The organism is Glutamicibacter sp. JL.03c, from assembly GCF_025854375.1.
Lineage (GTDB): Bacteria > Actinomycetota > Actinomycetes > Actinomycetales > Micrococcaceae > Glutamicibacter.
On sequence record NZ_CP107575.1, the window covers coordinates 2,921,354 to 2,940,841 of the forward strand.

20 protein-coding genes are annotated in these 19,488 nt (G+C 60.9%); 11 read left to right on the forward strand and 9 right to left on the reverse strand.

All coding sequences use genetic code 11. The features are described from left to right. Nucleotides 1–15: 15 nt before the first annotated feature. Nucleotides 16–861 carry an HpcH/HpaI aldolase/citrate lyase family protein gene (locus tag OF385_RS13550; RefSeq protein ID WP_264275831.1) on the reverse strand — a complete coding sequence of 282 codons (846 nt, stop codon included), beginning with the start codon at nt 859–861 and terminating at the stop codon, nt 16–18. Between the two features lie 206 nt (nt 862–1,067). Between OF385_RS13550 and OF385_RS13555 the strand changes: the two genes are divergently transcribed. Continuing rightward, complete coding sequence (locus OF385_RS13555) at nt 1,068–2,543, forward strand: amino acid permease (RefSeq protein ID WP_264275832.1); 1,476 nt, start codon at nt 1,068–1,070, stop codon at nt 2,541–2,543. An 81-nt stretch (nt 2,544–2,624) separates the two neighbouring features. Here OF385_RS13555 and OF385_RS13560 read toward each other — a convergent pair whose 3' ends face one another. From OF385_RS13560 to OF385_RS13570, 3 genes are all read right to left on the reverse strand, one after another. After that, nucleotides 2,625–3,032 (reverse strand): DUF4262 domain-containing protein, encoded by a 408-nt coding sequence (locus OF385_RS13560; RefSeq protein ID WP_264275833.1) that lies wholly within the window; start codon nt 3,030–3,032, stop codon nt 2,625–2,627. Nucleotides 3,033–3,036: 4 nt separating this feature from the next. Next, nucleotides 3,037–3,564 (reverse strand): hypothetical protein, encoded by a 528-nt coding sequence (locus OF385_RS13565; RefSeq protein ID WP_264275834.1) that lies wholly within the window; start codon nt 3,562–3,564, stop codon nt 3,037–3,039. A gap of 162 nt (nt 3,565–3,726) precedes the next feature. Then, nucleotides 3,727–4,902, reverse strand: coding sequence for an NADP-dependent malic enzyme (locus tag OF385_RS13570; protein WP_264275835.1), 1,176 nt, complete (start codon nt 4,900–4,902; stop codon nt 3,727–3,729). A 380-nt stretch (nt 4,903–5,282) separates the two neighbouring features. Between OF385_RS13570 and OF385_RS13575 the strand changes: the two genes are divergently transcribed. The 3 genes from OF385_RS13575 (at nt 5,283) to OF385_RS13585 (ending at nt 7,922) form a co-directional block, all read left to right on the forward strand. Continuing rightward, nucleotides 5,283–5,669: a helix-turn-helix domain-containing protein gene (locus tag OF385_RS13575; RefSeq protein WP_264275836.1), complete on the forward strand. Its 387-nt coding sequence runs from the start codon at nt 5,283–5,285 to the stop codon at nt 5,667–5,669. 12 nt (nt 5,670–5,681) lie between these two features. Then, the gene (locus tag OF385_RS13580) at nt 5,682–6,539 is read left to right on the forward strand and encodes a hypothetical protein (protein WP_264275837.1); all 858 of its coding nucleotides are present in this window, start codon (nt 5,682–5,684) and stop codon (nt 6,537–6,539) included. 141 nt (nt 6,540–6,680) lie between these two features. Further along, complete coding sequence (locus OF385_RS13585; protein WP_264275838.1) at nt 6,681–7,922, forward strand: PLP-dependent aminotransferase family protein; 1,242 nt, start codon at nt 6,681–6,683, stop codon at nt 7,920–7,922. Between the two features lie 15 nt (nt 7,923–7,937). Here the strand turns inward: OF385_RS13585 and OF385_RS13590 are convergent, their stop codons facing one another. Genes OF385_RS13590 through OF385_RS13600 form a run of 3 tightly spaced genes read right to left on the reverse strand, consistent with a single transcriptional unit; the run spans nt 7,938 to nt 11,451 of the window. Further along, nucleotides 7,938–8,708 carry an IclR family transcriptional regulator C-terminal domain-containing protein gene (locus OF385_RS13590; RefSeq protein WP_264275839.1) on the reverse strand — a complete coding sequence of 257 codons (771 nt, stop codon included), beginning with the start codon at nt 8,706–8,708 and terminating at the stop codon, nt 7,938–7,940. A gap of 17 nt (nt 8,709–8,725) precedes the next feature. Further along, nucleotides 8,726–10,579, reverse strand: coding sequence for a bifunctional sugar phosphate isomerase/epimerase/4-hydroxyphenylpyruvate dioxygenase family protein (locus OF385_RS13595; RefSeq protein WP_264275840.1), 1,854 nt, complete (start codon nt 10,577–10,579; stop codon nt 8,726–8,728). Further along, on the reverse strand, nt 10,579–11,451 hold the full coding sequence (locus OF385_RS13600) for a shikimate dehydrogenase (RefSeq protein ID WP_264275841.1): 873 nt from the start codon (nt 11,449–11,451) through the stop codon (nt 10,579–10,581). The genes OF385_RS13595 and OF385_RS13600 overlap by 1 nt, the downstream gene beginning before the upstream one ends. Before the next feature lie 155 nt (nt 11,452–11,606). Between OF385_RS13600 and OF385_RS13605 the strand changes: the two genes are divergently transcribed. Next, nucleotides 11,607–12,944, forward strand: coding sequence for an MFS transporter (locus OF385_RS13605; RefSeq protein WP_264275842.1), 1,338 nt, complete (start codon nt 11,607–11,609; stop codon nt 12,942–12,944). 85 nt (nt 12,945–13,029) lie between these two features. Here the strand turns inward: OF385_RS13605 and OF385_RS13610 are convergent, their stop codons facing one another. Then, nucleotides 13,030–13,950: a LysR family transcriptional regulator gene (locus OF385_RS13610; RefSeq protein ID WP_264275843.1), complete on the reverse strand. Its 921-nt coding sequence runs from the start codon at nt 13,948–13,950 to the stop codon at nt 13,030–13,032. Between the two features lie 72 nt (nt 13,951–14,022). On the opposite strand from OF385_RS13610, the gene OF385_RS13615 reads away from it, so the two are divergent. Further along, on the forward strand, nt 14,023–15,084 hold the full coding sequence (locus OF385_RS13615; protein WP_264275844.1) for a YeiH family protein: 1,062 nt from the start codon (nt 14,023–14,025) through the stop codon (nt 15,082–15,084). A 14-nt stretch (nt 15,085–15,098) separates the two neighbouring features. On the opposite strand, the gene OF385_RS13620 is transcribed toward OF385_RS13615, so the two are convergent. Further along, nucleotides 15,099–15,878: a 3-hydroxybutyrate dehydrogenase gene (locus tag OF385_RS13620; protein ID WP_264275845.1), complete on the reverse strand. Its 780-nt coding sequence runs from the start codon at nt 15,876–15,878 to the stop codon at nt 15,099–15,101. A 269-nt stretch (nt 15,879–16,147) separates the two neighbouring features. On the opposite strand from OF385_RS13620, the gene OF385_RS13625 reads away from it, so the two are divergent. The 5 genes from OF385_RS13625 to OF385_RS13645 are packed head-to-tail and all read left to right on the forward strand — an operon-like array spanning nt 16,148 to nt 19,479. Next, nucleotides 16,148–16,495: a hypothetical protein gene (locus OF385_RS13625; RefSeq protein WP_264275846.1), complete on the forward strand. Its 348-nt coding sequence runs from the start codon at nt 16,148–16,150 to the stop codon at nt 16,493–16,495. Nucleotides 16,496–16,498: 3 nt separating this feature from the next. Further along, on the forward strand, nt 16,499–17,434 hold the full coding sequence (locus OF385_RS13630; protein ID WP_264275847.1) for an FAD:protein FMN transferase: 936 nt from the start codon (nt 16,499–16,501) through the stop codon (nt 17,432–17,434). Further along, nucleotides 17,427–17,996: a ferric reductase-like transmembrane domain-containing protein gene (locus OF385_RS13635; protein ID WP_264275848.1), complete on the forward strand. Its 570-nt coding sequence runs from the start codon at nt 17,427–17,429 to the stop codon at nt 17,994–17,996. Before OF385_RS13630 ends, OF385_RS13635 begins: the two co-directional genes overlap by 8 nt. Next, a complete protein-coding gene (locus tag OF385_RS13640; RefSeq protein WP_264275849.1) occupies nt 17,993–19,234 on the forward strand; it encodes an NADH-ubiquinone oxidoreductase-F iron-sulfur binding region domain-containing protein in 1,242 nt (413 codons plus the stop codon). The genes OF385_RS13635 and OF385_RS13640 overlap by 4 nt, the downstream gene beginning before the upstream one ends. Next, the gene (locus tag OF385_RS13645; protein WP_264275850.1) at nt 19,231–19,479 is read left to right on the forward strand and encodes a ferredoxin; all 249 of its coding nucleotides are present in this window, start codon (nt 19,231–19,233) and stop codon (nt 19,477–19,479) included. Before OF385_RS13640 ends, OF385_RS13645 begins: the two co-directional genes overlap by 4 nt. Nucleotides 19,480–19,488: the final 9 nt, after the last annotated feature.

Genomic DNA, 19,488 nt, shown 5'->3' on the forward strand with positions numbered 1-19,488 from the left:
TTTACTGCAGATCCCTTATTCGTTCCACAGACCGTAAGAGTCGGCCAGGTCGGCGATCTTCTGCGCACGGGCCAGACGTGGCAGGTACGAGCCGTCACCCACCGAGGCGCCAGCCGCGTGTGCTTCCAGAAGCTCCATGGCCCAGGACAATTCGTCTTCGCTCGGAGCCAGCGCCGCGTTGATGCCGTCGACGTGATCTGGTGATAGCGACAGCTTACCGGTCATGCCCATGGACGCGGTCACGAGGGTCTCTTCGGTGACCTTGGCGGCATCGGCGCCAGCTGGTGGCGGACCGTCGATGGCGCCTGGCAGCTTTCCGACACGGGAAGCGATGACCAGCTTGCCACGAGCATAGGCCAGAGCCATTGGATCATCGGAGACACCGGTGTCTTTGCGGAAGTCATTGACGCCGAAGGCCAGACGGAACGTTCCCGGAGCCGAAGCGATAGACGTCGCGTTCTCGATGCCCAGTGCGGTTTCGATCAGAGCCAAGACCGGAGTGCCCGCGCGCAGGCGCATGGCACTGTAGGTCACCTGCTCTGGCTGCTCGGTCATGGCGAGCATGATCCCGCGAAGGCCTGGTGCTTCGGAGAGGGCTGCAAGGTCGTCAGCCCAGAAGTCCGTGTCAATGCCGTTGACGCGCACCCATGCGGTCATGCCATTGGACAGCGCGCGCACTACATTGTCGCGGGCTGCAAGCTTCTTGTCATCGGGGACGGCCGCTTCCATGTCGAAGATGACTGAGTCGGCTTCACACGCAAGAGCCGGAGCGAAATCCTCCTCTTTGGCTGCGTTCACCAAAAGCCAGGAACGGGACAGTTTTGCCGGGAGAGCCGCTGCTCGACGATTTCGAAATGCCATAGTTCCCAGACTACTCACTCGTGCCATGGTGCTTCCACTAGGCATGTACACTATTTGCCTCAAATCGGCCGGTGACCCGTTCTTTGTGTGAGGGCAATTACAAGTTAGAAGTGAATTTCCGGTAATGTCACACGATGGCGGTCTTTATATGACCTGCCAACATCGAGTTTTACGCTTCAGTGGAAGCCGCACGACAAAGGACCTGCGTGGAAAATACAGAAACAATCAACCCCGCAGAGACTGGACCCGAGCTAAAAAGGGCATTGTCCAATCGACATATCCAGCTCCTAGCCATCGGCGGTGCCATTGGCACCGGCCTGTTCATGGGCTCGGGAAAAACCATCTCTGTTGCAGGACCATCGGTCATCTTGGTCTACATGGTCATCGGATTCATGCTCTACTTCGTGATGCGAGCGATGGGCGAATTACTGCTCAGCCGCACCGAATACCGCAACTTCTCTGACTTCGCAGGGGACATCCTCGGCCCATGGGCTGCCTTCTTCACCGGCTGGACCTACTGGTTCTGCTGGATTGTCACCGGCGTCGCCGACGTTATTGTTATCGCCTCGGTGTACGTCACCTACTGGCTACCACTCATCCCATTGTGGATTCCTGCTTTGGCAGTCATCGTGCTGCTGATCCTGTTGAATCTCCCGTCAGTACGCGGGTTTGGCGAGACCGAATTCTGGTTCGCGCTTATCAAGATTGTCGCCATCGTGCTCTTGATCGTCATCGGCCTGATCATGATCTTCACCGGCTTTGAACATGATGGGGCCCGGGCTTCGTTCCTGAACCTGTTCAACGTCGAAGGCGGCTTCTTCGGCGGCGGCATCATGGGCTTTGTCATGGGCTTCCAGATTGCTGTTTTCGCTTTCGTCGGAATTGAGCTGGTTGGTACCGCAGCGGCCGAGACCAAGAACCCGGAGCACAACCTGCCGAAGGCCATCAATGCCATTCCAGTGCGTATCCTGCTGTTCTACGTCGGTTCATTGGTCATTTTGATGTCCGTCGTTCCTTGGGATCGTTTCTCCGCGGATGAGTCGCCATTCGTGATGCTCTTCTCGCTGGCTGGGCTTGGAGCAGCCGCTCACTTGGTGAATGCTGTAGTACTGACCTCGGCTACCTCGTCGGCCAACTCGGGAATCTACTCGACTTCGCGCATGGTCTTCGGACTTGCTACCGATGGCGATGCACCCAAGCTGTTCGCCAAGCTCACCAGTCGCCAGGTTCCGCGCAACGCGCTATTCCTCTCCGGGGTGGTGCTGTTGAGTTCCATCGTCCTGCTGATCTTCGGTCTGGATAAGTCGACCGGCTTCTCGATTGTTACGACGATTTCGTCGCTGTGCTTCATGTTTGTCTGGACGATCATCCTGATCAGCTACCTGGTCTATCGCAAGCGTCGTCCGGAAGCTCATGATCGTTCGGTCTTCAAGATGCCGGGTGGCACCTTCATGCCCTACGTCGTCATGGCCTTCTTCGTGTTCCTGCTGTGGGCCTTCACCCGCGATGCGGACACTTTGGCTGGCTTGATCGCCACGCCGATTTGGTTCGTCGTGGTGGGTATTGGGTACGTGTTGCTGCGCAATAATGCTCAGCATCTCACGCTGCGCAAAGCGCATGAGGAACGTGTAGCCGAAGAGAAACGTCAGGCTGCTGCCTACCTGGCTTCCAAGCACAGCTAGAGAGGACATTCAGTCCATCCCGTAAGCCGGGGCTATCGATCAACTCATCGGTAGCCCCGGCTTTCTGCTATCCGGAATCTCTCAATTGATTCGTCGCGACAGGCAGCTATAGGGCAGGTCCCTGCCCAGAAGCAGGACTTCCAGAAGCCCCATGCTTTCCCGATAGCGGCTGTAAGCCCATGGCGCTTCGTGGCTGATGCGCGAAGAGATCTTGGAGAAGTACAAGATCGTGTTCGCATCCCATCGGCAGGTCTGGCCGTGTACATAGACTTCATTGTCTTCGAGCACAGCACCCGACAAGCCATTGAGCATTTGCAGGCTATCTGGGTAGTTCATTCCCCTGACCAGCAATTCCGGGTGCCCCACGAGGGTGAGGCCGATGGTGTAGGCGTAGGGCTGGCTGAATCGATCCGGTTCGATAAACAGCACCTGCCGCCCATAATCACGGATGCATTGGTCCGTTCGCGCATCAGCGTCTTCGATGCTCATCCCATCACAGATGTCGCACATGGCATTGCTCCCTTTGATGCTCCCGCTGCCACCACCTCATCCAGGCGGCATTAACTTGGCACCGTTCCTCCTGACCGTGGCTTGGAGCCGGTGATTTGGCCGGCAACGAACAAACTAGCCGATCCGGGTATACCTCCTCGTAGCCGTCATCAATGCCATCGAAAAGGTCCATGCCGCAGTGCGCCCCGCGGAAGACGAACTCCCCGTAGAAGCTCGAACCATGGCAGCCAGCGGTGAATTCTTTGCCATGTTGAAGCACCTGCTCGGCCAAGTAGCGCAACAAGCCGGAGGCCACGTCGTGCTTTCCAAGCCCAGTGCTGATGGAGATCTCTGGATGCTTCACGCAACCCAGGCCCACAGTCGAAACGATAACGGGCGATGACCGAGGCACCCGGTAGGTCAACAGGCAATAGCCGCGCAGTTTCAGCTCCTCCAAAATGAGGATCGCTTCCTGTGCTCGTGCTGACAGGGTGCTACGCACCGAACAGCGTCCTAGCCGCAAATCTTCCACGATGTTCCTCCTTGAGCGACTTGTTGCAAATCAGCATCAGCCCGCAGCAGAAATCAGAACCCAAGAAACAAACCAGATGTGGACAATAAAAAACGCTGCCTGCAATCAGTGGTGATTGCAGGCAGCGTCATCAGCGCAGCGCCCTGTTAGGAGCTCAGCACACTACTTTGCTGATTCAGCCTCAGCGGCCACCGCAGCGGCGACCGCTGGCATAACGCGCTCGTCAAGAGCTGAGGGAACGATATAGTCCTCAGCAAGGTCATCGCCGACCAGGTCGGCGATCGCGTGAGCTGCAGCGATCTTCATGCCTTCGGTGATCTTCTTGGCGCCTGAATCCAGCGCGCCACGGAAGATGCCTGGGAAGGCCAGAACGTTATTGATCTGGTTAGGGAAGTCGCTGCGACCGGTCGCGACTACCGCAGCGAACTTCTTCGCGTCCTCCGGCATGATTTCAGGAGTCGGGTTGGACAACGCGAAGATGATGGCGTCCTTGTTCATTTTCGCCACAGCGGCCTCATCAAACTTCGACGAGGACAGTCCAACCACTACGTCAGCCCCGTCCAGGGCTTCGGCCAGTCCACCCATGACATCTTCACGGTTGGTCCGCCCGGCCAGCTCTGCCTTGATGGGATTCAAGTCATCGCGCTCGCGGTGAATGGTTCCCCGCGAGTCCAGCACGATCACATCGGCTACGCCAGCTTTGAGCAACAGGTTCGTTACTGCAACTCCAGCGGATCCCGCACCCGAGATAACAACCTTCAGCGAGCTGATATCCCGCTGGGTCTGGCGAGCAGCGCCAATCAGCGCGGCCAGGACCACCACGGCAGTGCCGTGCTGGTCATCGTGCATTACTGGGATATCCAGTGCCTCGATCAGCTTCTTTTCGATTTCGAAGCATCGCGGCGCCGAGATGTCTTCCAAATTGACTGCACCGAAGCTTGGGCGCAGGCGAACGATCGTCTCAACAATTTCGTCTACGTCAGTCGTGTCCAGCACCAGCGGGATGGAATCCAGCCCGCCAAACTCCTTGAACAGCGCGCTCTTGCCTTCCATCACTGGCAGCGACGCTGCTGCACCGATGTCGCCCAAGCCGAGGACTGCAGTTCCGTCCGAAACGACGGCTACCAGGCGTGATGCCCAGGTATGGGTGGAGTGCTTGGTTGGATCTTCGGCGATCGCTTGGGAAACCTTGGCCACTCCGGGAGTGTAGGCAATCGACAGATCGCGCTTGGAGTTCAGGGGCATCTGCGACTGGATGGTGAGCTTGCCGCCAATGTGGGCGTCAAATACTTCTGCATCGGTGATGGTGGACAGGTCTTTGGTGGATTCAACAGACATTGAATTGCTCTTCTTTCAAGAAAGTTCTGAATGACGTGAACGCAGTACCCACAAAGCTTGTGGCATAGCGTAGGAACGCGCATAACCATTCATCCGACCGCAACGGAGCTTGACCCACACGCAATTAAGGAGGGCATCAGGCTTCCATGTACACAGTTCCCAGATGGGCTCCGCCGGGTAAGGCTGAAGGCTCCCTCGTGGTGTGCCGGAAGATGGCTGGTCAGTACTTTCTTTAGACCTACAATTTCCACCATACGGGAACCGTTTGTCGCAAATCAACCCCTCTTCACCGATTTATGCCAATATGACGCCCCGTAGCAATATCGCTTCGATGCTGCCTTTACGTGCAGATAATCGGTAACTCAGGCAAAATTAGTCCCATGGCATCACCAACTTCAGCTTTGGGCAAGGTCCGCACCTTCGAGGCACTCGACGATAAGACCACATCACGATTGCGACGCGCGTTGGATGAATCGGACGACACCACCGTCTTCGTCAACGGAACGGCGCTGCAACTACCCAAGGAAGCCCATCAAGCGCTGATCGAGGTGCTTTCACGCTTCGCCGATGGCGAGTCGGTCAGTATCGGCACTCCCGAACTGTTGCTCAATACCTCCCAGGCCGCGCAGATGGCTGGCATTTCCAATAGCTACCTGCGCAAGCTCGCCGATGCCGGAACCATTCCGGTGGAATACCGCGGAACGCACCGGCGCATCCGCCCCAGCGCCATTCAGGCGTGGCTGGATTCCCGAGCTGATACCGACTAAAGAGACATCGCAATGAACGAGACTACTGGGGCGCCGCAGGAAATCGTTTGGTGGGATCGCTTGCTCATACGGCTCCCTGGCTACTCGCTGATTGCATGGGCAGCATGCTACGGGTTCCACCAACACGGTCTGCCGATGACGGCAGCAGTGCTGGTATTCTTCTTGGCCTGCGTCCCCTTGCTGGCTGGATGGCAGATTTTCCACCTCTGGCGCAAACACCAGCGAATGCGTGACTGGAGCCGGGAACAGGAGCTGACCCAAGGCGAGCCGGGGGTTCCGAATGTGCCACAAATACAGCAGAAGCTCTCTCGCATTGCCGATGAGAAAGCTGATCGACCCGAACCCGAGAAACCACGTTTCGGCGCGTGGGGAATCTTCCTGGTCATCATGTCGATTACAGCGGTTGCTACTGGCCTGGGGATCTTCCTTGCAAAAATGGGAGCGCCGAGAATTCTCGTCCTCGCCGTCATTACGCTGTGCTTGGGCGGCTTGGCTCCACTGCAATTCATGGGTGTGCGAAACCGCGCTTACCGCGCTATCAAGACCATGCCCAAGAAACTGGCCGAGGTCCGAGAGCTGGTATCCAAGGAGCGGTACGCTCCAAGCTCCCAGCGCTCGACGCAAGCCACAGACAGCACCCTGGATGCAGCCTTGCTCATCGTGGATCAAGCATTGGATCTCTCCAGGGGCGGGCATTACCGGTCCGCGGTGGACTGCCTGGGCCTCTTGGCGCTGCTGGCCCGAGACAGCTGGCCGGCTTCATGCAAGTCGCGCGTCGTGGCGGAAAAACTTCAGCAGCGGATCAATGGCGCGTTGGCGCAGCTAAATGTTGAGGAGCGCAAAACGAGGGATCGGCACCAGAGTTCCTAGATCTGGGAAGACAAGTTCTTGCCAAGCCCTGTTTTTCCTGTTGGAATACCAAAGTATTCTATTTGAAAACACGTCTTCGCGCGGAGCCAGCACGCGAGGAGCGCGCTTCGGCAATTGCCGGAGCCTTGGCCAAGGAGGACCATGACCGCCGCACCACAATCCCTCGCTACTGCCCATGAGGCCTTGCTCTCCGACCGCGCGGCCGGCATCAAGCAGTCGGCCGTCCGCGACGTCTTCGAACTGTCCCTTGACCCTTCCTTGGTGTCTCTGGCTGGCGGCAACCCTTTCCTGCAGTTGCTTCCCCTCGAAAAAATCGGCCAGATCAGCCAACGCATCGTCACCGAGCAGGGTCCCGAAGCCCTGCAGTACGGTTCGGGCCTCGGCACCGCTGAACTGCGCGAGCAGATCATCGAGGTCATGGCCGCCGAAGGGATCACCAACGTCAATGTGGATGACGTAGTGGTCACCAATGGCTCCCAATCCGCACAGGATATGGCATGCAAGGTGTTCTGCAACCCCGGGGACACCGTGCTGTGCGAAGACCCTACCTATGTGGGCGCTCTGAACACTTTCGAGGCCTACCAGGTCACCGCGCGCCCAGTGGGAACCGATGAAAACGGGCTCATTCCCGGCGCCCTGCGCGAGCGCATCTCCGAGTTGCGCGCGGCCGGCGAACACATCAAATTCCTCTACACGATCCCCAACTTCAATAACCCTTCGGGCATCACGCTGGCTGCTGGGCGACGCCAGGAAATCGTGGATATCTGCCGCGAAGAAGGCATCCTCATCCTGGAAGACAATCCCTATGGAATGCTCCGCTATGAAGGCCAGGCCGCGCCGACCCTGCGCAGCCTGGATCCGGAGAACGTCATCTACATGGGCTCCTTTTCCAAGATCTTCGCCCCGGGCCTGCGCATCGGCTGGGCGGCCGTCCCCACCCATCTCTTCCGCCGCTTCTACTTGGCAGGAGAAGCGGTGGCACTGTGCCCGCCCACACTGAACCAGATGATCATCAGCGCCTACCTCAACGAGCACGACTGGAAGGGCCAAATCGCCAAGTACAACGATCTCTACCGCTCCCGCCGCGATGCCATGCTCCAAGCCCTGGATCAGCACCTGCCGGCGGAAGTCAGCTACACGCGTCCGGAAGGCGGGTTCTTCATCTGGCTGACGCTGCCACAGGGAATCGACACCTATGGGCTGCTGCAACAAGGAGTGAAGGCAGGTGTCATCTTCATTCCTGGCGCTGCATTCAGCCCGAGCGGCCAAGCTGACAACAAGCTGCGCCTGGCGTTCTGCTCGGTCGATGAGGGAACCATTGCCGAGGGCGTCCAGCGCCTGTCGGGATTGCTGGCCTCAGCCATCGAGGCCAACGGCCGCTAGCTTGCAGCCGGCTGCCTAGCCCAGGCGTCCGCCAAAGTCATCAGCGATGTCGTTGGCGGCGCGCCGAAGCCTGGGCAGGAGCTGGTCCTGGATGTACTGCGGGTTATTCCGGCTGGTTTGCACCGAGATGTTCAAGGCGCCCAGCAGCTTTCCGCCGCGGATCACCGGAACGGCCAGGCCGCGCAGCCCCTCATCCAGTTCTTGATTGACCAAAGACCATCCCTGCTGGCGAACCGTCGCCAGTTCCTTTTTCAATTCCTCGATGCTCTCGACTGTGCGCTCGGTGTACTTCTGCAGTTCCACGCGCTGCAGAAATGCTTCCTGCTCCCCCGGCTCCAGATGGGCGATGAGCACACGGCCCATCGACGTCACCCACGCCGGCAGGCGATTGCCAATGGACACGTTCAGCGCATGGAGCCGCGGAGCGGCGACGCGTTCAACATAGAGCACATCCTGGCCTTCAAGGACGCACAGCGAAGCAGTCTCCTCGAGCTCGCGGGCCAGCGCCTGCAGATGGCCGACGGCCGCTTGGGGAAGGGTCAACCCGGAAAGATAAGCAGCACCAATATCCAGCACACGCGGGGTCATCTTAAAGGCATTGCCCTGGGCCTGCAGGTATCCAAGGTCAACCAGGGTCAGCAGGAATCGGCGGGCCGAGGCTCGGGTCTGGTCAGTGGCCGTGGCAACCTGGGAGACCGTTAGTTCAGAGTTGCCCGCCGAAAATGCCAGCAACACGGCCAGGGTCTTTTCCGCTGACTTAACGAAATAATCCGGCCGCTCTGCCACTGTTTGGTCCCCCAGCTTTACAAGTTTCTGCTCCAGCGATTGCTCTCGAACTGAGAGGCAAGCCGGACCGGCGCGTTTGGCGCTCCATACCCATCGTAGCCAGTACGCCGTTCAACTACCTCCAAGAACATGTTGCCAAGGGTCTTGGTGTAGAAGTGCAGGAATTCTCCGGCCTCATCACGGTCATAGAGCAGGTGCAGTTCCTTCAGGGTCTCCAGCAGTTGCGCGTCCAGATCGAAGCGCGCGGCCAGGTCCTCGTAATAATTCGCCGGCACCTGCAAGAACTCCATGCCGCGGGCGCGCGCTGTGCGGGCGACCTCGAAGATGTCCTTGGTGCGAAGGGCTATGTGTTCCGGGTATTCGTGGTTGCGTTCAATCACGCTTTCCAGGCCCTGGGGCACGATATTCAATGCCAGCCGGACGCTGCAATCATCGGTCGCCAGCACCTGCGAGCGCACCAGTCCCATGGGGCTCGGCACTTCCGTGCCCGGCCGTGCTTGCAGATTCAGCACGCTGCAGTAGAACAGCACGGATTCGTCAAAGCATTGCCAGGGCTGGGCCAGATTGATGTGGTCGATATTCGAGATGGGACCAGTGGGAGAAGCGTTGGCTTCCGGTGCCGAATCCTCGAATTCTTGCACCCAGTTCTCGGTGTTGGCCAATGAACTGAAGAAGACTTCGGAGCGATCCGGGGCGATGAAGCCTGGCAGGTCCTGCTCATTATGGGTTCGGTGGCGAGGAACCCGGGTCGCCAGCAGGGCGCCTCCGCGTTCGCCGCTGGCCACCGGGTCCGGCACCAGCACTCCGAAGCCGGAGACGGCAGCTTCCACCCCGCGGCTGCGTTGGGAATTGATGATGATCTTCGCTTCTCCCGAGCTCCAGAGCTGCACCGGCTTGCGACGGTGCTGGCCGCGGAAGCTGAATCCGAGTTGCGAGAGCATCCCTGCCACGCGTTCGGGGTCTTCGGTCCTGATCTCGGCGAAGTCGAATCCAGTGGCGTCCTGGATGCCGGGAAGCACCCCGAGCTCAAGCGCGTAGCTCTCCGAGCTCGAGTCCAGCAGCTGGGCCGTCTTCGATCCCAGCCATTGCAAGGAGCGAAGTCCATCGATGGCGGTACGCTCCACGTTGGACTGGCGGAATACGTCGTTGAAGATCTCCAGCGAAATGATGCCGTCGTATCCCGAGCGGACGAGCTCTGCGAGGAACTGGTCCAGCGCGAACCCGCCCTGCCCGGGGAAGAGCCGGTAGTGGCGGGACCAGGAGAGGATATCCATGGAGAGCACCGGTGCGTCGGCCAATTGCACGAAGAAGATCTTCTCGCCGGGAATGCTCGCGATTCCGGCCGGGTCATCGCCGCGCGAAAGGATATGGAAGCTGTCGATGCACAGCCCCACGTTGGCGCGATCAACGCGCTTCACGATCCGCCAGGAGTGCTGGTAGGTATCAACATATTTGCCCCAGGCCAAGGCCTCGTAGGCGATGCGCACGTTGTACTGGGCAGCGAGATCGGAGAGCTGGCGGATCTGCTCCACGAACAGGTCATCGTCGTTGATTGTGGCAGTGCCGACATTGGAGCACAACAGCATCAGGTCCATGCCCAGACGTTGCATGAGCTGGAATTTCGCCTCAGCCCGGTGCAGGTTGGCCTTGAGCGCCTCCTCGGTGACTCCTTCGAAGTCGCGGAAGGGCTGGAACAAGTCCAGGGTCAGTCCCAGACGGTGCGCCATGGCCTTGACTTCTTCTGGCGACATCGGGCTGACCAGGAGATCCTGTTCAAAGATCTCGATTCCGTCAAACCCGGCTCTGGCGCAGGCCAGCAGCTTTTCTTCGAGGGTTCCTGAGAGGCATACCGTGGCGATCGAGGTGCGCATTACAGTCCTTTGTCCAGCAGTTCGAGCAGGTGGCTTCGGACCTGCTGCGTGTCCGGCCTGATGCCGGTGATGATTTCGAAGGCGTCGACCGCCTGTCCCACGGCCATATGACCGCCGTCCAGGACTTGGCATCCCAGGTCGCGGGCGGCGACAATGAGTTCGGTGTCCACCGGGCGGTAGATGCAGTCGGCGACCCAATGGCGTGGTTCGAGCGCGGCGAGATCCAGGGGCAGTCCCGGGTGATGGTGCATGCCGATAGGGGTCGCATTGAGCAATCCGTCGACCTGGCCCAGCAGCTGCGGGACATGCCCTGGAGTTGCCGCATGGACGGACGCGTGCGGGAAGTGCTTTTGCAGTTCGCGGACGCGATGCTCAACACGCTCCTCATCGAGGTCAACGATGTGCAGTTCCTCTGTTCCATCCGCCAGCAAGGCGTAGGCCACGGCAGCGCCGGCTCCTCCGGCTCCCAGCTGCAGCACTTTGCGCTTTGCCGCTCCGGGCAGCCCGTCGTGCAGGCCACGGATGAATCCGGAGGCATCGGTGTTGTGCCCGATGAATTTTCCGTCCTGGATCACCACGGTATTGACGGCCCCGATGGCTCGGGCCGTAGGCGAGATGTCATCTAGGTGGTCGAGAACTAATTGTTTGCAAGGATGGGTTACATTGAAGGCGTTAAATCCCAGCTTGGCTCCCGCGTGGAGCAGCTCTCCGATATCGCTGGCCGGAAGATTCAGTTCGGCGAGGTCAATCGGCCGATACAGGTAATGCAGCCCATGGACCTGGGCAGCACGTTCGTGCATCGGTGGCGTCAGCGAAGGCATGACGCCATCACCGATCAGACCGACCAGATAAGACTCAGCACGTGTACTCATGTTCTCCCGCAGCTCTTCTTGTCTACTTCAGGTATTGCCTGAGATGTGATCTACATCTACTGTAATCCAATGAACACATTCCGAACAAGTGTACGCATAGCGAACACCTAGTAATCACCTTCACCCTCTCTAAACACTCGACGAGGAGTTACCCGATGCCATCCCCACACGGACCCAACGCATCCGCCGACACCGGCAGCCCAGGAAGAACACCGGTCAAGGCGGCTATCGCCAGCTTCATGGGAAGCGCCGTTGAATACTACGACTTCTTCATCTTCGGCTCCGCGGCAGCTCTGATCTTCCCGCATATCTTCTTCCCTGACACCGACACCAACGCTGCGGTGATGTCGCTGGCAACCTTCGGCTTCGCCTATGTCGCACGCCCGGTGGGCGCCATCTTCGTAGGGCACTTCGGCGACCGGATCGGCCGGCAAAAGGTCCTGATGTTCACGCTGATCCTCATGGGCGCATCGACCTTCCTCATCGGCTGCCTGCCGACCTTCGAGCAGGTAGGCTGGCTCGCCCCGATCCTGCTGGTTTTCGCCCGGCTCTGCCAGGGGCTCTCGGCAGCCGGCGAACAGGCGGGCGCCTCCTCGATGTCGCTGGAGCACGCTCCGGACCACCGCCGCAGCTTCTTCACCTCGTGGACGCTCACCGGCACCCAGGGTGGCCAGATCCTCGCCGCGATGATCTTCATCCCGGTGGTGGCCCTTCCCGATGAGATCAAGTTCGGCATCGGCTGGCGCATTCCGTTCTGGCTTTCGGCCGTCGTCGTGGTCGTCACCTTCTTCATCCGCCGTTCGCTGCATGAAACCCCGGAATTCGAAGAAGCCAAGAAGAACAACGAGATCGCCAAGCTGCCCTTGGCCGTGCTGCTGCGCTTCCATTGGAAGGACGTGCTGCGCGTGGTGCTGTGCGCATTCATCGCCGCCGTGTCCACCGTGTACGGCACCCTGGCAATTTCCTACGGCAAGGTCATCGGCAATATGGACGAATCCATTACCCTGTGGCTTGTGGTCGCCGGCAACATCGGCGCGCTGATCTCGCAGCCGCTCTTCGGCATGCTGGCCGACAAGATCGGCCGCAAGCCGGTCTTCATCTACGGCGCACTGGGCTCGGCAGCGATCATGCCCTTCTACCTGCGCTCCATGGAGACGAGCAACGCGCTGCTGCAGTTCGCCCTTTCGGTGCTGGTGTTCTCCTGCGCCTATGCGGCAGCGAACGCTGTCTGGCCGAGCTTCTACGCAGAGATGTTCTCCTCCCAGGTGCGCTTCTCCGGGCTGGCCATCGGCACCCAGCTGGGCTTCCTGATGGCAGGCTTCGCCCCGTCCATCGTTGCCGCCCTTGGCGGGCTTGATGCCAATGGCTGGGTCCCGATCAGCCTGTTCACCGCGGCAATCGCGATCATCGCCGCGCTCTCGGCATTGACCGCACGCGAGACCTACCGGGTTCCCACCAAGCAGCTGGGACACGCCGTCGAGAAGGTTTCCTAGCCCTCCCCGCAAGCATCCCGGCTCGGGCATGGCCACGCGCACTGCGGCCCTGCTCGATCCGGGATATTGCCGTTAAGGGCCGAGTTCAGCGAGCGCTGATAGCGATCTCCAGCAGGGTGCGCTCATTGGGATTCACCGCGCGTTCCTTGCGCCAGATGGCGCATAGTGCGCGCATCAGCGCCGGCCCGGCAAAAGGAACTTCCACCAGGGTCCCCTGCTTGATCTGGCCTTCAACTGCCAACTGGCTCAGCACTGCCGGCCCCATGCCGCCGGCCACCAGCTGGCCAATCGTGGCATTGCTGTTGAACTCCGCAATCGGCTTGGCCCGTTCGGCCCTCGCCAGGGAATCCAGGAACGCCCTGGTGCCCGAGCCTTCCTCGCGTTCAACCAGTGCTGTCTCATGCAGCTCATCGAGAGTTACCGGACGCTTCCTGGCTGCCCACGGGTGGGAAGGCGCCACCACGATCAGCATTTCATCGCGGAAGACTTCGCGGCTTTGCAGCGCGGAGGGCAGATGCGGTGTTTCAACAAAGCCCAACCCCAGCCGCTCTTGTTCCACCGCTTGGATCACGTCGTGGGAATTCATGATCCTCATCCGCGGGGTGAGGCTGGGCAACTGCTCATGAAGCTGGCCGATCCACGAGGGAGCCAGGTACTCGGCCACGGTCATGCTGGCTGCGAATTCCAGTTCCGTCTGGCCATGCGCGGCCAGGGAATGCACTCCGGCGGCAAAAGCGTTGAGCCCGGCAAGCGCTTCACGCGCCCATTGGACGGTAAGCACGCCTTCTGCGGTCAGGGTGGAGCCGCTGGTTTTCCTGGCCACCAGCGCATATCCCAACCGGCGTTCAAGTGTTTTCAGCGCCCTCGAGGCGTTGGACTGGGCCATGCCGACCGCGCGAGCGCCCGCGCTCAAGCTCCCGTGGTCCGCAATGCCCACCAGCAACTCCAATGACGAGAGTTGCAGCCAGTGGGCCATGCTCTGACGTACCGGCACATCACTATCCATATCATGATCATATGCCTGTGATGGCCAGGAGTTGAATACCGCAGGACAGGCTTCCGGCGGAGAATAGTAGGCATGAACCCCTTCCCCGGCTCGACCGCTGCACACCCCGCCGCCACCAGCCACACCGCCGCGAACCATTCGGCAACCCGCCGGCTGCTAGCAGGACCAGCCCCTGGAATCCTGCTCTGCCTGGTAGTCGGTGCGCTGTGCATGCTGATCAGCCAGTACCTCAGCTCGGTGAGCGCACTGCTGATCGCCATCGTGCTCGGTGCCCTGTGGCGCAACCTTGCCGCGGTACCCCGCGTTCTTGACGACGGGGTGGGGTTTTCAGCGAAGAAGCTCTTGCGGCTGGGCATCGTCCTCTTGGGATTCCAGCTGTCCTTGGGCTCCATTCTCTCCCTGGGCCCTTCAGTGCTGCTGGTGGTTCTCGCCGCGGTGGCCGTCACGTTCTTGCTTACCGCGTGGATCGGCAAGCTGATGGGCCTGGAACTGGAGCAGCGGCTCTTGATCGCCATTGGCTTTTCCATTTGCGGCGCGGCCGCAGTAGCTGGCGCCGAGGGAACCCTCAAGGCCAAAGAACATCAGGTAGCCACGGCGGTCGGGCTGGTCGTGCTTTTTGGAACACTGATGATTCCCGCGATGCCGGCGCTGGGCCTGCTCTTGGGCCTGGATGATCAAGGCATCGGGATGCTCGTCGGAGCGTCCACCCACGAGGTGGCCCAGGTCGTGGCCGGTGCCGGATCCGTTTCCGCCGCCGCGCTGGCTGTGGCCGTCACCGTGAAACTGGCCCGCGTTCTCTTGCTCGCCCCGGTCGTTGCCGGGGTGGGACTGTATATGCGTCGCCAGCACAGCGTCCGTGGCGATAAGCATCCGCCCCTGGTGCCGTTGTTCATCCTCGGGTTCCTGTCAACGATGCTGCTGCGCACCACCATCGACCTGCCCGAGGCATTGCTCAACAGCGCCTCCACGGTGCAAACACTGCTCTTATCGGCTTCGATGTTCGCGCTCGGTCTGGGCGTGAACCTGCGCAGCATCTTCACTTCCGGCATCAAGGCGCTGCTTCTAGGCCTGATCGCAACGCTCACCATCATCACGGTGGCAGCCAGCGGAACCGCGCTTTTCCCGCCTGCCTAGCCATTCAACCGAGGCTATCGCGCACTCCACCCGCCATCCATGGCGTAGGAGGCACCGGTGACCATGCCTGCCGAGTCGGAGCTGAGCCAGGCAGCTAGGGAAGCGACTTCCTCCGGCTCGACGAGCCTCTTGACAGCGGCCTCGGTGAGCATGATTTTCTGCACCACGTCCGTCTCCGGAATCTGATGCAGCTTGGCCTGATCCGCGATCTGCTGTTCCACGAGGGCCGTACGGACATAGCCCGGGTTGATGCAGTTGCTGGTGATCCCGTGCTCCGCGCCTTCCAGCGCTGCAACCTTGGACAGCCCTTCCAGACCATGTTTGGCCGAAACATAGGCGCTCTTGAAAACACTGGCGCGCAGGCCGTGAATCGATGAGATATTAATGATCCGCCCGAACCCGCGCTCGCGCATTCCGGGCAGAGCTGCCCGGATCAGCAGGAAGGGTGCTTCCAGCATCAGCCGGTGGATCAGCCGCCAGGCCTCGGGATCAAATTCGTGGATCGCGGCCACTTTCTGGATGCCGGCGTTGTTGACCAGGATGTCGGTATCAATGCTGTGCTGTTCCAGGGCCGCGGTATCCGAGAGATCTACCGCCCACGCTGTTCCGCCGATCTTGCTCGCCGCTTCATGGGCTGCCTCCTCATTCAGATCCGCAATCGTCACCGCCGCACCGGCTTGGGCCAAGGCTTGGGCGCAGGCAAAACCGATTCCCGAGGCTCCCCCAGTGACCAATGCGCGCCGCCCGTGCAATCCGAGCGTGCTGCTCGTTGGCAGTTCTGATTCTTGAGTCATGGCCGGTGATATCCCTTCATGCGCACCATCGCGGCAGGCACCCGAACCTCGGGTGTTTACTGCCAAGTTATGGCCACTTCCCGACGCGGGTCAACGATTCACGCTGTGCAGATTCCGCAGGTCAATGTGCGTTCATGCACAGGAGGTGGCCTCGTTCAGCAGGGAAGCGCGCAATTGTTCAAAGGCTCTAGCTACAAATGGCAGGGCACGGTCAAAGAATGCCTTGGGAGTATCAGATGACCACCCACTGATATTTGAAAAGGGCCACCATGAATCCCCTCAACCGGCAACCTCGGACGTCAAGAAGGATCACTGCAGCTGTCGCCGCCTCGGGCTTCGCGGTGATCGGTATTGGTGCAGCCGTCACCGCTACGCACAGCGGCGAAACCGCCCAATCCGAAACTGTCCTGTCCACCACCGACAACAACAACAACACCGGTACTTCCACCTCCCAGTCCCAAAACACCACCCAAACCCCGGAAACAGACACCGATTCGACCACGGATTCTGGCACCGAGTGGGATTCCGGGACAAGCTCGGATTCGAGCGCTGACGAGGTCTCTCCGGTATCGCCGGGATCCGGCGGCTCGGTCAGCGGAAGATCGTCGGGGTCCTAGATCATGAGCGGGAAATCTACCTGGGAAATCTGGGGACTGAACGCGGCGATGACCGTAGAAGGCGGGCACCAGATCCAGGCCGCGAGGGCGATTGCCGAGGCGGTCCTGGCCGACATCGAACTGGCCTGCAGCCGCTTCCGCCCCGATTCGGAAGTGATGAAGCTGGCCCGGAGCGGGGCCGAGTGCACCGCCATCTCCCCCACGCTGGCATTGCTCATCGAAGGCGCCTTGCAAGCGGCCCGCGACAGCGACGGAGATGTTGATCCGCTGCTCGGCGGCGAACTGGTCAATCTGGGCTATGACCGCGATTTCGCCCATCTTCCCGAAACGACCATCAAGGGCGTGAGCATCACCCAGCGCCCCTTGCGCCCGATCCTGTGGCCGCACATACAGTTGGTCGGAACCAGGCTGACCCTGCCCGCGGGCACCGCCTTGGATCTGGGCGCCACTGCCAAGGCCATGGCGGCGGACTGGACTGCGGCGAGGGTGTCCGAAGAACTGGGCACCGCCGTCCTGGTCAGCCTCGGAGGCGACATCGCAACCGCCGGCACCGCCAAGGAACCCTGGCAGGTGCTCGTTCGGGACACCGATGCCGATCCGTGGCAACAAATCTCCTTGCAATCCGGCTTCGCCGTGGCCACTTCCAGCACACGCAAGCGCCGCTGGAGCCACCGCGGATTGGCCATGCACCACATCCTCGATCCGGCCTTCGGACTGCCGGCACATCCGGTCCATTCCAGCATCACCGTCGCCGCGCCAACCTGTCTGGCGGCCAATACCTATACGACCGCAGGCATCGTTCGCGGCACCAAGGCGCTGGAATGGCTTGAATCCATGAACCTCCCCGCTCGCCTGGTCAGCCTCGACGGCAGGGTGCAGCACACCTCCCGGTGGCCGGCGCCGGCTCATGACCCAAGGAGCGTGAGCGCTAATGGATGAGCTTGTCTGGTCCATCGCGCGCACCAGCGGCATCATCAGCCTGGGCCTGCTGACCGGTTCACTGCTGCTGGGAGTCATGACCCGTTCTGGCAGGTCCTTCGGTGCCCTCTCCCGCTACACCCAAAGCCTGCTCCATCGAAGCCTTTCGCTGCTCGCAGTGCTCTTTACCGCCTTGCATGTCGCGGCGCTGCTGGCGGATTCCTACGCCCGGGTGCACCTGATCGACCTGCTCATCCCGTTTCTCGGCGATTACCGGCCATTCTGGCAGGGACTGGGAACCGTCGGGCTGATGCTGATGGTTGCGGTGGCGCTGACCGGGCTGCTGCGCCAGCGGCTGGGCCAAAGGTTATTCCGGGGCATCCACCTCGCTTCCTACCTGTTGTGGCCGATTGCCGTGGCCCACGGGCTGGGCAACGGGTCGGATGCCGGCACCCTTTGGTACCGCGCGATCACCGTCGTTTCGATCGCACTTGTTATCGCCGCCGGCATCTGGCGGCTGACCGCTGATTACGCAAGCCATGCGGCTATCCGCCGGGTGGCCCGCGAAGGAGTGAGACCATGAGCGCCACCAGCACCCCACCTGTGCACCGAGGTGTCCTCGAAGAACCGCGGTTGCTCGCGGCAGGTCCCGGGGCGGGCTGGGCCGAGCACCTTGACTGCTTTGGCCCGTTGCCCCAGGAGTATTCCGACCCGCAGATCCTGTCCGAATGGGAGGCCTCAGGATTGGCAGGCCGCGGCGGCGGGGCGTTCCCCACCGCACGGAAGATCGCCGCGGTGCAACGCGCGGCCGCCCGCAGCCGGCGAGCGCCAGTTGTCATCGGCAACGGTTCAGAAGGAGAACCCCTGAGTTTCAAGGATCAGCTGTTGCTGCGACACGCACCCCATCTGGTTCTGGACGGCCTGCTGCTCACGGCGCGAATCCTCGGGGCGCGCGAGAGCTACATTGCGGCGAAGTCCGGCCTGCATCCGCGATTGCTTGACGCGCTGGCCGAACGCGGCGAAACCTCGGTGTCATTGCACGCCACGGATTCGCATTTCCTGGCCGGCCAAGCCACCGCGGTGATTTCGTCCATGGAAGGCGGTCCGTCTCTGCCGCGGCATGCTTCCGGGCATCTGAGTGACGCCGGTTTGGCGGGAGCGCCGACCTTGCTGGTCAATGTGGAGACTTTGGCGCATTTGGCCCTCATAGCCAGATACTCCTCGTCATGGTTCCGCACCGCGGGCACCGCCGCGGATCCGGGAAGCCGCCTGCTGACTGTTCATGACCAGGGCCGCTACCAGGTTCACGAGGTCCACGGGTCCAGCGACCTGTCGCTGGTTCTTGAACAGCTGCAGATCTCCGCGGCCAGTGTCCAGGCGGTGCTCATCGGCGGATACCACGGCCAATGGACCATAGACCTTGACGTGAGGCTATCGGCCGCGAACGATGATCGCCACCACCCGGCAGCCTTGGCCGCCGGCGCCGGAGTCATCGAAATAATGCGCCACGATATCTGCCCCTTGGCGCGGACCTCGCAGATCATCGACTATCTGGCACGTGCCTCGGCCCGCCAGTGCGGCCCCTGCCTTCATGGGCTTCCGACCTTGGCTCGCGATGTCCAAGCGCTCGCTCAGCGTTTTGCCGATCCCAAGCTGCCCGAACAGATTAACCGGCTGGGCGCGCTGGTGGCTGGCCGGGGCTCATGCCATCATCCCGATGCCTCGGCCCGCCTGGCCATCAGCGCCCTGCAGGTTTTTGACGACGAGGTAGCGGCGCATCTGTCCGGCACCTGCCACCACAACACCCAGGAGCAGCGATGAGCGCGGAACTGAATATCGATTGGACCCGTTGCCAGGGCCGGGGATTGTGCATTGAACTGCTGACCGGTGTTCTGGATAGCGATCCCTGGGGCTACCCGTTGGCTCTGGATGGCCGGGCTGCCGGCCACGGCAGGGTCCATGTGGTTGGCGACCATCTGGAGGCCGCTCGTGAGGCTGTCAAGATGTGCCCTCTCTCGGCGCTGTCCCTGCAAGAGGAAGCTGGCGCCTTGGAAGGTCGTCGCTGATCACGCCAT

Bases quoted from the DNA above. Each gene is read 5' to 3' on its own strand.
- OF385_RS13575 (WP_264275836.1), top strand. From the start codon at position 5,283: ATGGCATCACCAACTTCAGCTTTGGGCAAGGTCCGCACCTTCGAGGCA.
- OF385_RS13595 (WP_264275840.1), bottom strand. From the start codon at position 10,579: ATGCGCACCTCGATCGCCACGGTATGCCTCTCAGGAACCCTCGAAGAA.
- OF385_RS13615 (WP_264275844.1), top strand. From the start codon at position 14,023: ATGAACCCCTTCCCCGGCTCGACCGCTGCACACCCCGCCGCCACCAGC.
- OF385_RS13605 (WP_264275842.1), top strand. From the start codon at position 11,607: ATGCCATCCCCACACGGACCCAACGCATCCGCCGACACCGGCAGCCCA.
- OF385_RS13640 (WP_264275849.1), top strand. From the start codon at position 17,993: ATGAGCGCCACCAGCACCCCACCTGTGCACCGAGGTGTCCTCGAAGAA.
- OF385_RS13630 (WP_264275847.1), top strand. From the start codon at position 16,499: ATGAGCGGGAAATCTACCTGGGAAATCTGGGGACTGAACGCGGCGATG.
- OF385_RS13600 (WP_264275841.1), bottom strand. From the start codon at position 11,451: ATGAGTACACGTGCTGAGTCTTATCTGGTCGGTCTGATCGGTGATGGC.
- OF385_RS13585 (WP_264275838.1), top strand. From the start codon at position 6,681: ATGACCGCCGCACCACAATCCCTCGCTACTGCCCATGAGGCCTTGCTC.
- OF385_RS13635 (WP_264275848.1), top strand. From the start codon at position 17,427: ATGGATGAGCTTGTCTGGTCCATCGCGCGCACCAGCGGCATCATCAGC.
- OF385_RS13645 (WP_264275850.1), top strand. From the start codon at position 19,231: ATGAGCGCGGAACTGAATATCGATTGGACCCGTTGCCAGGGCCGGGGA.
- OF385_RS13580 (WP_264275837.1), top strand. From the start codon at position 5,682: ATGAACGAGACTACTGGGGCGCCGCAGGAAATCGTTTGGTGGGATCGC.
- OF385_RS13560 (WP_264275833.1), bottom strand. From the start codon at position 3,032: ATGAGCATCGAAGACGCTGATGCGCGAACGGACCAATGCATCCGTGAT.
- OF385_RS13550 (WP_264275831.1), bottom strand. From the start codon at position 861: ATGGCATTTCGAAATCGTCGAGCAGCGGCTCTCCCGGCAAAACTGTCC.
- OF385_RS13620 (WP_264275845.1), bottom strand. From the start codon at position 15,878: ATGACTCAAGAATCAGAACTGCCAACGAGCAGCACGCTCGGATTGCAC.
- OF385_RS13610 (WP_264275843.1), bottom strand. From the start codon at position 13,950: ATGGATAGTGATGTGCCGGTACGTCAGAGCATGGCCCACTGGCTGCAA.
- OF385_RS13625 (WP_264275846.1), top strand. From the start codon at position 16,148: ATGAATCCCCTCAACCGGCAACCTCGGACGTCAAGAAGGATCACTGCA.
- OF385_RS13570 (WP_264275835.1), bottom strand. From the start codon at position 4,902: ATGTCTGTTGAATCCACCAAAGACCTGTCCACCATCACCGATGCAGAA.